The 12,828-nt window shown below is 59.1% G+C and carries 12 protein-coding genes; 2 read left to right on the top strand and 10 right to left on the bottom strand.

The window, feature by feature from the left end:
* Positions 1-24 precede the first annotated feature (24 nt).
* Positions 25-1,206: an aminotransferase class V-fold PLP-dependent enzyme gene (locus ACXPVS_RS17360; protein ID WP_458511028.1), complete on the top strand. Its 1,182-nt coding sequence runs from the start codon at positions 25-27 to the stop codon at positions 1,204-1,206.
* A 2-nt stretch (positions 1,207-1,208) separates the two neighbouring features.
* Here ACXPVS_RS17360 and ACXPVS_RS17355 read toward each other — a convergent pair whose 3' ends face one another.
* The 4 genes from ACXPVS_RS17355 to zwf form a co-directional block, all read right to left on the bottom strand.
* Positions 1,209-1,934 (bottom strand): intradiol ring-cleavage dioxygenase, encoded by a 726-nt coding sequence (locus ACXPVS_RS17355; RefSeq protein WP_458511027.1) that lies wholly within the window; start codon positions 1,932-1,934, stop codon positions 1,209-1,211.
* 168 nt (positions 1,935-2,102) lie between these two features.
* Positions 2,103-2,768, bottom strand: a complete 666-nt coding sequence (locus ACXPVS_RS17350; RefSeq protein WP_458511026.1) for a bifunctional 4-hydroxy-2-oxoglutarate aldolase/2-dehydro-3-deoxy-phosphogluconate aldolase — start codon at positions 2,766-2,768, stop codon at positions 2,103-2,105.
* 17 nt (positions 2,769-2,785) lie between these two features.
* Positions 2,786-3,499, bottom strand: coding sequence for a 6-phosphogluconolactonase (pgl, locus tag ACXPVS_RS17345; protein WP_458511025.1), 714 nt, complete (start codon positions 3,497-3,499; stop codon positions 2,786-2,788).
* Entirely contained in the window at positions 3,486-4,955 is a 1,470-nt protein-coding gene (zwf, locus tag ACXPVS_RS17340; RefSeq protein ID WP_458511024.1) for a glucose-6-phosphate dehydrogenase, read from the bottom strand. The genes pgl and zwf overlap by 14 nt, the downstream gene beginning before the upstream one ends.
* Positions 4,956-5,160: 205 nt before the next feature.
* Between zwf and ACXPVS_RS17335 the strand changes: the two genes are divergently transcribed.
* A complete protein-coding gene (locus ACXPVS_RS17335; RefSeq protein WP_458511101.1) occupies positions 5,161-6,021 on the top strand; it encodes a MurR/RpiR family transcriptional regulator in 861 nt (286 codons plus the stop codon).
* Here the strand turns inward: ACXPVS_RS17335 and ACXPVS_RS17330 are convergent.
* The 6 genes from ACXPVS_RS17330 to ACXPVS_RS17305 form a co-directional block, all read right to left on the bottom strand.
* Positions 6,018-6,914, bottom strand: coding sequence for a D-hexose-6-phosphate mutarotase (locus ACXPVS_RS17330; protein WP_458511023.1), 897 nt, complete (start codon positions 6,912-6,914; stop codon positions 6,018-6,020). The genes ACXPVS_RS17335 and ACXPVS_RS17330 overlap by 4 nt on opposite strands.
* Positions 6,915-7,020: 106 nt before the next feature.
* Complete coding sequence (locus tag ACXPVS_RS17325) at positions 7,021-8,367, bottom strand: carbohydrate porin (RefSeq protein WP_458511022.1); 1,347 nt, start codon at positions 8,365-8,367, stop codon at positions 7,021-7,023.
* Positions 8,368-8,463: 96 nt separating this feature from the next.
* Positions 8,464-9,624 carry an ABC transporter ATP-binding protein gene (locus ACXPVS_RS17320; protein ID WP_458511021.1) on the bottom strand — a complete coding sequence of 387 codons (1,161 nt, stop codon included), beginning with the start codon at positions 9,622-9,624 and terminating at the stop codon, positions 8,464-8,466.
* A 4-nt stretch (positions 9,625-9,628) separates the two neighbouring features.
* Positions 9,629-10,474, bottom strand: a complete 846-nt coding sequence (locus ACXPVS_RS17315) for a carbohydrate ABC transporter permease (protein WP_458511020.1) — start codon at positions 10,472-10,474, stop codon at positions 9,629-9,631.
* A complete protein-coding gene (locus ACXPVS_RS17310; protein WP_458511019.1) occupies positions 10,467-11,375 on the bottom strand; it encodes a carbohydrate ABC transporter permease in 909 nt (302 codons plus the stop codon). The genes ACXPVS_RS17315 and ACXPVS_RS17310 overlap by 8 nt, the downstream gene beginning before the upstream one ends.
* Positions 11,376-11,498: 123 nt before the next feature.
* Positions 11,499-12,806, bottom strand: coding sequence for an ABC transporter substrate-binding protein (locus tag ACXPVS_RS17305; RefSeq protein WP_458511018.1), 1,308 nt, complete (start codon positions 12,804-12,806; stop codon positions 11,499-11,501).
* Positions 12,807-12,828 lie beyond the last annotated feature (22 nt).

Below are 12,828 nucleotides of genomic sequence, written 5' to 3'. Positions count from 1 at the left end.
ACCTGGCCTCTGATTGAGTAACCCATGCCCGATAACACCCGCCGCTCCCGTGACGAAGCCTTTTGGCGAACCTTTGCCGACCGATACGCGGTTGAACCCGGCCCGGTCAACCTCGAAAACGGATACTTCGGGCGCATGTCGCGCACGGTGGTCGAGGAGTATCAGCGCAACATCGAACTGATCAACCGCAGCAACTCGGTGCACGTGCGGCAACGCTTCGAACAGGGCGAAAGCCTGGAGATTCGCAAACAGCTCGCCGAACTGGTGAGCGTACCCGCCGACACCGTCGCCCTCACCCGCAACGCTTCGGACGGTCTGCAATCGCTGATCCGCAACTACAACCGCCTGATGCCGGGCGATCAGGTGCTGATGTGTGATCTGGAGTACGACACGGTCAAAGGGGCCATGCGCTGGCTGGCACGTCATCGCGGTGTCGAAGTGATCGAGATCGAACACTCGCACCCCGCCAGTTTCGACAGCTTGCTGGCGAGTTACCGCGAAGCCTTCGTGCGTTATCCACGACTCAAACTGATGGCCCTGACCCACGTCACACATCGTTCCGGGCTGGTGATGCCGGTGCAGGCCATTGCCGCAGCCGCCAGGGAACATGGCATCGACGTGATCCTTGATGGTGCCCATGCGCTCGGCCAGCTCGAGTTCAATCTCGATAAACTGGGTATCGCCTTTGCTGGCTACAACCTGCACAAATGGATGGGTGCACCGTTGACTCAGGGCTTCATTTACATCGCTCCCGAGCGCCTGGCCGACATCGACCCGGACATGGGCGAGATGCATTTCCCGGTCACCGACATTCGCGCCCGCACGCCGTACAGCACGCCCAACATTCCGGCGCTGCTGACCCTGCCGCTGGTATTCGAGGAGCATCGGGCCATGGGCGGTTCCGCCGCCAAGGGCGCTCGGCTCAATTACCTGCGCAACCGCTGGGTGAGCGCGGTACGCGAGTTGCCGGGAATCGAAGTCATGACCCCAGACGACCCGCGACTGTATTGCGGCATCACTTCGATGCGCTTTACCCGGCATGCCGATCAACAGGCGATGGTCGAGCGGCTGCTCAAGGACTACAACCTGTTTACCGTGGCGCGCAGTGGTGCCGCGAGTGGTCCGTGCATTCGCATAACCCCGGGGCTTACCACCACGGGGGCAGATATGGATCGACTGGCCCGGGCATTGACCGAACTGCGCTGACGTCACACGGTGTGTTTGTCGAAGTCCTCGGGTTTGATCTGCGTCGATACCGCGAAGGTGTCGATGCCGATGGTCGTGTACCCGAAGTAGCCGTCTTTATTGGAGTCTCGACTCAGGGTGTGAACGTTCAAGGTCGAGGCTTCGCCGCCCATGTTTTCATAGAAAAAGTCTTGATCGTTGGTCAGCGGCGAAACGGCTCGACCGCAGTACTCCCTGGCGTTGAGTACCGAGCGCGAGGCCACCTCGGGAAAGTAGAGCTGACCGACCCAGGCAACATGCCGCTCTTGCTGGTAGTTGTTGCCTTCCATAGTGCGTACCACGACGTGAATGTGCAGGGCACGGCCGGCGTAGAACCCCGGATAAATCGTGGTGAACCGCACGATGCCGTTCTTGTCCGTAAATTGCCCGCCTCGCAGGCAGGTGTCGGCGTCGGTTCGCGGGATCGAGCCTATGCCGTCGACGTCGATTTCCTTATTCGGGTTGATCTTGCTCCAGCCCGAATACGCACCACGCGCATTGCAATGCCAGATATCCACTGACGCGTCAGTCACCGGTTGACCGGTCATGGTATCGACGATCGCCAGCCTCAACACCAAGGGAATGCCATCCATCCCTTCGCTGATGTTTCTTCTGATCAGTTTCGGATTTCGGAAATACGGACCGGCGATCTGTTCGGGTGAAAGCAGGTAAATCACTGATGGGGGTGAAACCGCAGTGTTGTCGTCCATGACGTTCTCTCTTCCATAAGATGAACGCAGGTTAGGGCGGGACGAAAGCCGATGTGCGGTAATTATTTATCGCGCCAAGCGGTTTTCACCGGGCAAAAAAAAACGGTGCACCGACCAAGCGCACCGTAAAGCCGTAGAACACACAACGAAGTGTTTGGTAAAAGCCGATCAGTCCAGCAGCGCCAATGCTTCGGCTGTGCATTCCTGAATGCGGGCCCAGTCGCCGTTCTTGATCCACTCAGGATCAAGCATCCAGCTACCGCCCACGCACATCACGTTTTTCAACGCCATGTAGCTTTTGATGTTGGCCGGGCTGACGCCGCCAGTCGGGCAGAATTTCACTTCGCCGAACGGGCCGCCGAGGGCTTTGATAGCCGCGACGCCGCCGCTGACTTCCGCCGGGAACAGCTTGAAGCGCCGATAACCCAGGCCATAGCCTTCCATGATGCCGGAGGCGTTGCTGATGCCTGGCAACAGCGGAATCGGGCTGTTGACGCTGGCTTCCAGCAGGTCACGGGTGATGCCCGGCGTGACGATGAACTGCGAACCGGCGGCTTCGGCAGCCGCCAGCATGTTGCGATCCAGCACCGTACCGGCACCGGTCACCAGTTCCGGCCGTTGCTCGCGCAGAATCTGGATAGCCTTGAGGCCGAACTGTGAACGCAAGGTCACTTCCAGGGCGGTCAGGCCACCGGCCGCGAGGGCGTCGGCCAGCGGCAGAATGTCCTGCTCGCGAGCGATGGTAATCACCGGCAGGATCCGCGCCTTGGCGCAGAGGCTGTCGATCAGGGCAGCTTTGTCCGCCATGGAAACGGTCGGGGATGGGGTTGTCATAGCGGCTGATCCTTGGCTCATGGGCACCAGTAAATCTCTAACGTAGGTTGCAGAAACGCGCGAATCGGCATGGCGGCGACATCATCACCAGCCAATGCGGCACTCAGGGTGGTCAGCTTGGACTGACCGGAAATCGATAGAACGGTGGTCTTGGCCGAGGCCAGAAGCGCGCGGCTCATGGTCAGGCGTTGATGCGGCACGGTCGGCGCCAGCATCGGCCAGCAGCGACGGCTGCCGTCGACTTTCAAGGCATCGGTCAGGTTCGGGCTATTGGGGAACAGCGAGGCGGTGTGACCGTCATCGCCCATGCCGAGTATCAGCACGTCGATCGACGGCAATTCCGTGAGCAAGCGATCCGCCTGCTCAGCCGCCAGTTCAAGGTTGGCCGTGGCGCTGTACAGACTCAGAAACTGAGCCTTGGCCGCCGGGCCTTGCAACAGGTAACGCTTGAGCAGACCGGCATTGCTGTCGACATGCTCTACCGGCACCCAGCGCTCGTCGGCCAGGGTGACGACAACCTTGGACCAGTCCAGTGTCTGCTTGGCCAGGTGCTGGAAAAACGCCACCGGGCTGCGCCCACCGGAAACCACCAAGGTCGCGGTGCCGCGCGCGTCGATCGCGTCACTCAGTTGCTTGGCCACATTCAGCGCCAGGCCTTCGGCCAGCAGCACCGGGCTTTTGAACCCATGGGCGCTGACGCCCTGAGGCAGTTTCAATTCAGATATCGCCATACCACGACCTCCCATCCCGCGTGATCAGTGCAATGGAGCTCATCGGCCCCCATGACCCGGCCGCGTACGGCTTGGGCGCATCACCGGACTTTTTCCACCCGGCGATCAACTGGTCACACCACTTCCACGCGGCTTCGATTTCATCTTTACGGACAAACAGGTTCTGATTGCCGCGCATCACTTCCAGTAACAACCGCTCGTAGGCATCGGGAATCCGTGCGCTGCGATAAGTGTCGGAAAAATTCAGCTGCAACGGACCGCTGCGCAGCTGCATGCCCTTGTCCAGGCCTTGTTCTTTGGTCATCACGCGCAAGGAAATGCCTTCGTCCGGTTGCAGGCGGATAATCAGCTTGTTGCTGATTTGCAGGCGCTGCTCGGGGGCGAAGATGTAGTGCGACGGTTCCTTGAAGTGAATGACGATCTGCGACAGCTTCTGCGGCATGCGCTTGCCGGTACGCAGGTAAAACGGCACACCGGCCCAACGCCAGTTGCGGATATCGGCACGCAGCGCAACGAAGGTTTCGGTGTCGCTCTGGGTGTTGGAGTTCGGCTCTTCCAGGTAACCGGGAACCGATTTTCCTTCGCTGTAACCGGCGATGTATTGACCGCGCACGACCTGAGTGGTCAGGCCTTCCGGGCTGATCGGCGCCAGCGCCTTGAGCACTTTGACTTTCTCGTCACGGATGCTGTCGGCGGACAGGTCGGCCGGCGGGTCCATGGCGATCAGGCAGAGCAGTTGCAGCAGGTGATTCTGAATCATGTCCCGCAGCTGGCCGGCCTTGTCGAAGTAACCCCAGCGACCTTCGATCCCGACCTTCTCGGCCACGGTGATTTCCACGTGGGAGATGTAGTTCTGGTTCCACTGGGTTTCGAACAGGCTGTTGGCGAAACGCAGGGCGATCAGGTTCTGGACGGTTTCTTTGCCCAGGTAGTGGTCGATGCGGTAGGTGCGGTTCTCGGGGAAGAACTGCGCCACGGCGTTGTTAACCTTGCGCGAGGATTCCAGGTCCGAACCAATGGGTTTTTCCAGCACCACGCGAGTGTTTTCGGTCAGACCGACTTTCGACAGGTTTTCGCAGATCGCGCCGTACACGGCGGCCGGTGTCGCGAAGTAGGCAATCACCCGCTGAGCACTGCCAGCCATTTCGGCCAGGGCCACGTAATCGTCAGCCTTGAGGAAGTCGACGTGCAGGTAACTCAGGCGGGCCAGAAAGCGTTCGACCACGGCTTCGTCCAGCTCTTGGGCGACGACGTAGCGGCGCAGCTCGGAGGCGATGAACGCCAAATGCTGCTGCTCGCTGCCAGGCTCACGGGCCAGCGCGATAATTCGCGTGTCCTCGTGCAAGAGGCCTGCGCCATCGAGCTGATAAAGGGCAGGAAACAGCTTGCGCAGGGCCAGATCGCCGAGGGCGCCGAACAAGGCAAAGGTGCACGGTTCAACCGTAATCGAAGGCATGATGTTTGTTCTTTTATCAAGTTAAGCTACAAATACCTTTTTTCAAGGCATCACTCAAGGGAAAATGTAGTAATAACCACAACATTTTCGCAAAATACAGATTCCGAGTGGTGGACGGTCGGAGCCATCAGTAGGATAGGCCACCGCTTGGGGCCGTATCAAAGGCCCAATTTGCATAGCCGACCAAGGAATCCGTATGGACCGCGTGCGAAATTTACTGGAACAGATCCAGAATCGCCTTGAAGACCTGAACAAGGCAGAACGCAAAGTCGCCGAAGTGATCCTGCTCAACCCACAGCAGGCCACCCGGTTCAGCATTGCCGCCCTCGCCCAGGCCTCAAAGGTCAGCGAGCCGACGGTCAACCGTTTCTGTCGATCGTTCGGCGTCAGCGGCTACCCGGAACTCAAGCTTCAATTGGCCCAGAGCCTGGCCAGCGGCGCTGCGTATGTCAGCCGTGCCGTCGAGGCCGACGATGATCCGGAGGCGTATACCAAAAAGATTTTCGGCAGCGCCATCGCCTCTTTGGACAGTGCGTTGCAGGCGCTTGACCCGAACCTGATCAGCCGCGCCGTCGACCTGTTGATCCAGGCCCGGCAGATCCACTTCTTCGGCCTCGGCGCCTCGGCCCCGGTGGCGCTGGATGCGCAGCACAAGTTCTTCCGCTTCAACCTGGCGGTCACCGCTCACGCGGACGTGCTGATGCAGCGCATGATTGCGTCGGTGGCGCACACCGGCGAGTTGTTCGTGATCATTTCCTACACCGGCCGTACCCGTGAACTGGTGGAAGTGGCGCGTATCGCCCGGGAGAACGGCGCGTCGGTACTGGGTTTGACCGCCGAGGGCTCGCCACTGGCCAAGGCCAGCACGTTGAGCCTGAACATTCCGCTGCCGGAAGACACCGACATCTATATGCCGATGACGTCGCGGATCATTCAACTGACTGTGCTGGATGTGCTCGCCACCGGCATGACCTTGCGCCGAGGCGTGGATTTTCAGCCGCATTTGCGCAAGATCAAGGAAAGTCTGAACGCCAGTCGGTATCCGATTGGGGATGAGTTTAATTAACCCACCATGATCGTTCCTACGTTCCCATGCGCCCGCGTGGGAACAATCACCCGTGCCTGCAAACTCAAATGCGACGTCTCCCCGGGTGCCAGGCTCAGGCTATCGCTCCCGCCACTCGCGGCTTCAACACACACAAACTCCGAAATCTCATTCCAGCTCACTCCCAGTAACGGCCGTGAGCCCGGATGCCAAACCACCGTGTCCGCATGGTCACCGGTATCGATGCACAACTCGCGCTGCCAGGCGTGGTCCTTGAGCTGTAATTCGCCGTCATGCTGGAACACCCGCTGACAGCCACCCTCCACCCGCAACTCACCTTCCTGATGACAAATTTGCCGTTTCAACTGGTCGTAACCTTGAGCCCCGTCAAGACCAGACAGCGCTACCTCGCCGACGTCGCCAATACGCCAATACGCATGCAACGCCTGACTCAATTGGCACGGCAGGCTGTCCTGATGCTCGGTACTCAGACGTAAATCCATGCGTTCGCCCAAGTGCGCGTGCAGGTCCACTTGCCAGTCGCACAACTGAAGTTGCCAGTGCAGACGCACGCCATCGTCATCAGTGCGGCTGTCCAGAAGTTTCCAGTCGATCAGCCGTGCCCAGCCATGCGACGGCCAGGCGTTTTCGCTCGGATGACGGCCATACCACGGCCAGCACACCGGAACGCCACCACGTATCGCGCCGACCTGAGGCCACTTCGCCGCGCACCAGAGCCAGGGCTTCTGGCCCTTTGGCTGGAAGTGCAGCAACTGCGCACCCTGTCGACTGAACACCGCCTGACACAGCGGATGGTCGATCACCAGCACGTCGCGCTTCTGATAGCGCTCCCACGCAAACACCGGACGTTCGCGCAAGGACTTGAAGAAGCGTTGTAGCGGATGCTCATGCATGTGCCACGGTCCTGAATATCACCCGGGGTGTGCAGCCCCAAAAAAAGCGGACAGCCTGGGCTGTCCGTAAAAATGCGCACATAGAGAGGAGCTTATCGCAACAGCGCTAGAACACCGACTGAATTTTCAGGCCGGCGACCAGCGCGTTGTCGACTTCATCGACGCCGCCTGGGTGAGTGATGTATTGCAGGTTAGGACGCACAGTCAGCCAGTTGGTAACGTGGAAGCCGTAGTTGATCTCATAGTTGTACTCGGTGCTACGCAGCGGCGAGAACAGCGGATCTTCGTAGTCGCTGACACCATTGGAGGCGTTGATCAGCTCAGCGTTTTTCTTCACGTCATCGTTGACATGGATACGGGCAAAACCGATCCCCAGGTCATCTTTTGGACGTGCATCGAACGGGCCCTTGTACACAAACATCAGCGACTGGTAGTTGTCGACGACGTTGGTGTCCTTGTCGTGGAACGTGGCGTTGGCGGCAATGTTCAGACCGCGGGACGCGTCACCGTTGTGGCTCGTGAGTTGTTGCTGCGCCACGAACCAGTAGCCGTGTTTGCTATCGTGGCTGCGATAGGCGTTACCGCTGGTGGCTGCATCATTGCCGTTTTCGTCTTTGCGGACGTCATCGGCATTGGCCGTGCTTTTGTAGTAACCGACACGGTATTCGCCCGGCAGGTTGTTAGGTTTAGGCAGCCAGACCAACTCGACCGGCAAGACGGTGCCCGCCGTACCACTGCCGCTGAGCTTGAAGCCGTTACCATGTTCCAGTTGCGACGGGTTCTGGTTGTAAGCGCCGATCTGCGCATAGAACTCGGGCGAGATGTTGTACTTCACACGCACAGCAGCCTGCATGACGGGCCAGTTGTACCAGATGTTGGTGGCCCAGTTACCCGCCTGAGAACCGCAGAACGCCAGGTTCTGGAACTCGCAAGGGAAGGTGTTGAAATCCTCGCCTTCGCCGAAGTAACCGGCTTTGACGTCCAGTTTTCCGTCGAGGAACTGGTGCTTGATCCACAACTGGGTCAGGCGGACCATATGACCACGGCCGTAGACTTCCTGGGACGAACTCAAGGTGCCGGCACGCGGGTCACCCACACGGTCATTGGAAATGCTCTGACCATTACGGTTGGTGAGCTGGATCTTGGCCTGGGTGTTATCCCAGCCCCACAGTTTTTGCAGGTCCAGTGCCACGCCGAGACCAAACTGATCGGCGTAACGCGCAGTCTTGTCGTTGTTGTAGCCGCCGTGGAGGTTGCCACCCACTTCACCGACGTAGTCCATCTTGATGTCGATACCCTGCTCGATCAGCTTGGTCCGCTCGCCACCCCAATCACCGGTCATCCATTCAGAATCGGCGCTGAACGCATCAGCCGCGTGCACGCTACCGGCCAGCATCATTGCCGCAATGGCTGACAACTGGCAGATAAGCTGAGCGTTGTTTTTCTTCTTCATCCCTACATCCTCGTTTTATTGTTATTAACTGTTTTTATCTAACGCGGTGACATCTAGATCCTCTGTGGGAGCAGGTTTTCTCCCACACTTTGTTCTTTAACGGCCCTTGAACTGCGCCACATTGGCACGGTGAGTCTCGGTTTTAGACTGACCGGCCACCCCCAGGCGCTCCCCGGTCTTGGCATCGAACAACAGCACTTTCGATGGATCGAATTGCAGGGTCAGGGTCTCGCCTACCGCTGGCGCGACATCTGGCGCCAGACGGCAGCAGACTTTGGTTTCGTTGAGATTGACGAACACCAGCGTGTCGGGACCGGTTGGCTCGGTGACCTGGACTTCGGCGCGAATGACCGGCAAACCATTCGGCTCGCTGCCCCCCAGCACGATCTGCTCCGGGCGCATGCCGAGGATCACTTCGCGGTCTTCAAGACCGGCGTCCTGCATACCCAATGGCAATTCGCAGCGTGCCTGACCACTATCGAGCAGCGCCACCAGTCGACCGTCCTTGCGCTGCAAACGCAGGGGGATGAAGTTCATCGGCGGCGAACCGATGAAGCTCGCCACAAACAGGTTGGCCGGGTTGTTGTAGATGTCTTTCGGCGTGCCGAACTGCTGGATGATTCCGTCTTTCATCACCGCCACTTTGTCGCCCAGGGTCATCGCTTCGATCTGGTCGTGGGTCACGTAGACCGTGGTGGTTTTCAGGCGCTGGTGCATCAGTTTCATTTCGGTACGCATCTCGACGCGCAGCTTGGCGTCGAGGTTGGACAGCGGTTCATCGAACAGGTAAATCTTCGGCCGCCGCGCCAGGGCACGGCCCATTGCCACGCGCTGTTGCTGACCACCGGAGAGCTGGCCGGGTTTGCGGCCGAGCAAATGTTCGATCTGCAACAGCTTGGCCACGCGAGCGACTTCTTCGTCGATTTCAGCGGCGGGCATTTTGCGAATTTTCAGGCCGAACGCGATGTTGTCGCGCACGCTCATCGTCGGGTACAGCGCGTAGGACTGGAACACCATGGCGATGTCGCGATCTTTCGGGCTCATGCCGCTGATGTCGGCGTCGTCTACCAGGATCGCGCCGCCGCTGATGTTTTCCAGACCGGCGATGCAATTCATCAGCGTGGATTTACCGCAGCCCGACGGGCCAACCAGGATCAGGAACTCACCGTCATCGATCTTCAGTTCGATGTTTTTCAGGGTGTCCGGCAAACCGGCGCCATAGGTCTTATTGACGTTGCGTAATTCGAGAGTTGCCATTGTTCTACCCCTTGACCGCGCCGGACGTCAGCCCACGCAGGAAATACTTGCCAGCGAATATGTAGACCAGCAGTGTCGGCAGCCCGGCGATCATCGCGGCAGCCATATCAACGTTGTATTCCTTGGCCCCGGTGCTGGTGTTGACCAGGTTGTTCAGGGCCACGGTAATCGGCTGGGCATCTCCACTGGCGAAGACCACGCCGAACAGGAAGTCATTCCAGATTTGAGTGAACTGCCAGATCAGGCAGACCATCACGATCGGGATCGACATCGGCAGCAGGATCTTCCAGAAAATCGTGAAGAAGCCCGCGCCATCAAGCCGTGCAGCCTTGACCAGCGCATCCGGAATGCTCACGTAGTAGTTGCGAAAGAACAGCGTGGTGAACGCCAGGCCGTAGACCACGTGCACCAGCACCAGACCGGTGGTGGTGTTCGCCAGGCCAATCTTGCCGAGGGTGAACGAGGCCGGCAGCAGCACGGTCTGGAATGGCAGAAAGCAGCCGAACAGCAGCAGCCCAAAGAACAGTTGCGAACCGCGGAAGCGCCACATCGACAGCACGTAGCCGTTCATTGCACCAATGAAGGTGGAGATCAGCACTGCCGGCACGGTGATTTTCACCGAGTTCCAGAAGTAGCTGCCGACGCTGTCCCAGGCCTTGATCCAGCCGATGCCGTCAATCACTTGCGGCCAGCTCAACAGGTTGCCGGTGCGGATGTCTTCCGGGGATTTGAAACTGGTCAGCAACATCACCACCAGCGGGATCAGGTAGATCGCGGCGGCCAGCAACAGCGTGGCGTAGATGGCGACGCGGCTGAAGCTGATCGCCGGTTTTGCGAGTTGATTACTCATGGCGTTTGCCTCGCAATTCGGAATACAGGTACGGCACCAGAATCGCCAGGATCGCGCCGAGCATCATCATGGCGCTCGCCGAACCAATGCCCATCTGGCCACGGCTGAAGGTGAAGGAATACATGAACATCGCGGGCAGGTCGGAGGAGTAGCCCGGACCGCCAGCCGTCATTGCCGCCACCAGGTCGAAGCTCTTGATCGCGATGTGCGCGAGGATCATGAAGGCGCTGAAGAACACCGGGCGCAGGCTCGGCAAAACGATCTTCAGGTAGATGGTCGGCAGGCTCGCACCGTCAACTTGCGCGGCACGAATGATCGATTGATCGACACCACGCAGGCCGGCGAGGAACATCGCCATTACAAACCCGGAGGCTTGCCACACGGCGGCGATCACCAGGCAGTAAACGACGCGATCCTGATCCACCAGCCAGTCGAGACGGAAGCCTTCCCAGCCCCAGTCACGCAGCATCTTGTCCAGGCCCAGACCTGGGTTGAGCAGCCATTTCCACGCGGTACCGGTGACGATCATCGAGAGCGCCATCGGGTACAGGTAAACGGTGCGGATGAAGCCTTCCTTGCGAATGCGCTGATCCAGCAGCACCGCCAGGAACACCCCCAACACCAGGCTGATGCCGATAAACATGCCGCCGAAGACCGCGAGGTTTTTGCTCGCGACCCACCAACGATCATTGCCCATCAGGCGGATGTATTGCTGCAGGCCGACCCATTTGTAGCTCGGCATGAAGCTGGAATTGGTGAAGGACAGAACGAATGTCCAAATGATGTAACCGTAAAAACCAACCAGGACGATCAGCATGCTTGGCGCCAAAACCAGTTTGGGGAGCCAGCGCTGCAGTGCGTCGAACGGTGAGGCTTTGCTGAAAACCGCCACAGAGCTCATCGGGATAATCCAGGTGAAGAAGTGGAATCGGGACTGCACGCGCCCGCCGCATGAGCGTGGGCACATGCAGGGCGGCGACAATCAGGGGTGTGACGCAGGTTTCACCTGCGCCGTTTTATGAACTTACTGGGCGGCTTTGACGGCCGATGCCAGTTGGGCGCTGGCCTTGACCGGGTCAGCATTCTTGTCGTTCATGAAGTTGGTCACTACATCGAAGATCGCGCCCTGCACGGCCAGGGACGTGGCCATGTTGTGCGCCATGCTCGGTTGCAGGCCGCCAGTCTTCTCGTCGGCAAGGAAATCCTTGGCAGCCGCTTGAGCGCAGGAATCGAAGCCCAGGCCGCTCATGTCGTTAAGCATGTCGGTACGCACCGGAATCGAGCCTTTGTTGATGCTGAAGACTTTCTGGAAGTCTTTACCCAGCGCGACCTTGGCCAGGTCTTGCTGAGCGGCGATGTCGCCTTTTCGATCAGACTTGAGCTTGAACACCGCCAGGGAATCGATGTTGTAGGTGAAGGCTTTTTCGGTACCCGGGAACGGCACGCACTGGTAGTCCTTGCCCGCTACTTTCTCGGCGGCGGTCCATTCGCTCTTGGCCCAGTCGCCCATCATCTGCATACCGGCCTTGCCGTTGATGACGTCGGCGGCCGCGATGTTCCAGTCACGACCGGCGCGGTTCGGGTCCATGTAGCCCGTGATTTTTTTCAGCTCGGTGAACGATTTGGTCATCTCGGCGCCCGAGAGGGTTTTCTGATCCAGGTCTACCAGGGCTTTCTTGTAACCGTCAGCGCCCATGACCGAGAGCACCACGTCTTCAAACACGGTGCTGTCCTGCCAAGGCTGGCCACCGTGGGCAAGCGCGATGAAGCCGGCGGCTTTCAGTTTGTCGCCGGCGGCATAGAATTCTTCGAGGGTAGTCGGGGCTTTTGCGATCCCGGCTTTCTTGAAGACTTGCGGGTTGATCCACAGCCAGTTGACGCGGTGAATATTCACCGGCACGGCGACGTAGTCACCTTCGAATTTGACGGTGTCGGAGACTTTCTTCGACAGCAGGCCATCCCAACCTTCGGTTTTGGCAACGTCTTTCAGGGCATCGGTGCTGAGCAGGCCAGTGCTGCCCCACTCCTGGATGTCCGGTCCCTTGATCTGTGCAACGCCCGGCGGGTTACCGGCGACGGCGCGGCTTTTAAGTACGGTCATGGCTGTGGAACCGCCACCACCGGCGACTGCGCCGTCCTTCCAGGTAAAGCCGTCTTTTTCGACTTGGGCCTTCAGAACATCGACCGCGGCCTTTTCACCACCGGAGGTCCACCAGTGAACGACTTCCACCGAACCTTTGGAATCGGCGGCAAGTGCACTCAGCGGGAACGCAGACAGGGGAAGCAGTGAGGCGAGAGAAATGACAGTAGCGAGGCGAGAAATCGCATTCATCTAGTAGTACCTTTCTTGTTGT

The organism is Pseudomonas sp. Ma2-10 (assembly GCF_054330215.1).
This window is presented reverse-complemented; position numbering and strand designations above follow the sequence as displayed.

Excerpts from the sequence above, each read along its gene's own strand:
- pgl (WP_458511025.1), bottom strand. The coding sequence starts at position 3,499 with ATGGCGATATCTGAATTGAAACTGCCTCAGGGCGTCAGCGCCCATGGG.
- ACXPVS_RS17310 (WP_458511019.1), bottom strand. The coding sequence starts at position 11,375 with ATGAGCTCTGTGGCGGTTTTCAGCAAAGCCTCACCGTTCGACGCACTG.
- ACXPVS_RS17320 (WP_458511021.1), bottom strand. The coding sequence starts at position 9,624 with ATGGCAACTCTCGAATTACGCAACGTCAATAAGACCTATGGCGCCGGT.
- ACXPVS_RS17305 (WP_458511018.1), bottom strand. The coding sequence starts at position 12,806 with ATGAATGCGATTTCTCGCCTCGCTACTGTCATTTCTCTCGCCTCACTG.
- ACXPVS_RS17350 (WP_458511026.1), bottom strand. The coding sequence starts at position 2,768 with ATGACAACCCCATCCCCGACCGTTTCCATGGCGGACAAAGCTGCCCTG.
- ACXPVS_RS17325 (WP_458511022.1), bottom strand. The coding sequence starts at position 8,367 with ATGAAGAAGAAAAACAACGCTCAGCTTATCTGCCAGTTGTCAGCCATT.
- ACXPVS_RS17330 (WP_458511023.1), bottom strand. The coding sequence starts at position 6,914 with ATGCATGAGCATCCGCTACAACGCTTCTTCAAGTCCTTGCGCGAACGT.
- ACXPVS_RS17355 (WP_458511027.1), bottom strand. The coding sequence starts at position 1,934 with ATGGACGACAACACTGCGGTTTCACCCCCATCAGTGATTTACCTGCTT.
- ACXPVS_RS17315 (WP_458511020.1), bottom strand. The coding sequence starts at position 10,474 with ATGAGTAATCAACTCGCAAAACCGGCGATCAGCTTCAGCCGCGTCGCC.
- ACXPVS_RS17360 (WP_458511028.1), top strand. The coding sequence starts at position 25 with ATGCCCGATAACACCCGCCGCTCCCGTGACGAAGCCTTTTGGCGAACC.
- zwf (WP_458511024.1), bottom strand. The coding sequence starts at position 4,955 with ATGCCTTCGATTACGGTTGAACCGTGCACCTTTGCCTTGTTCGGCGCC.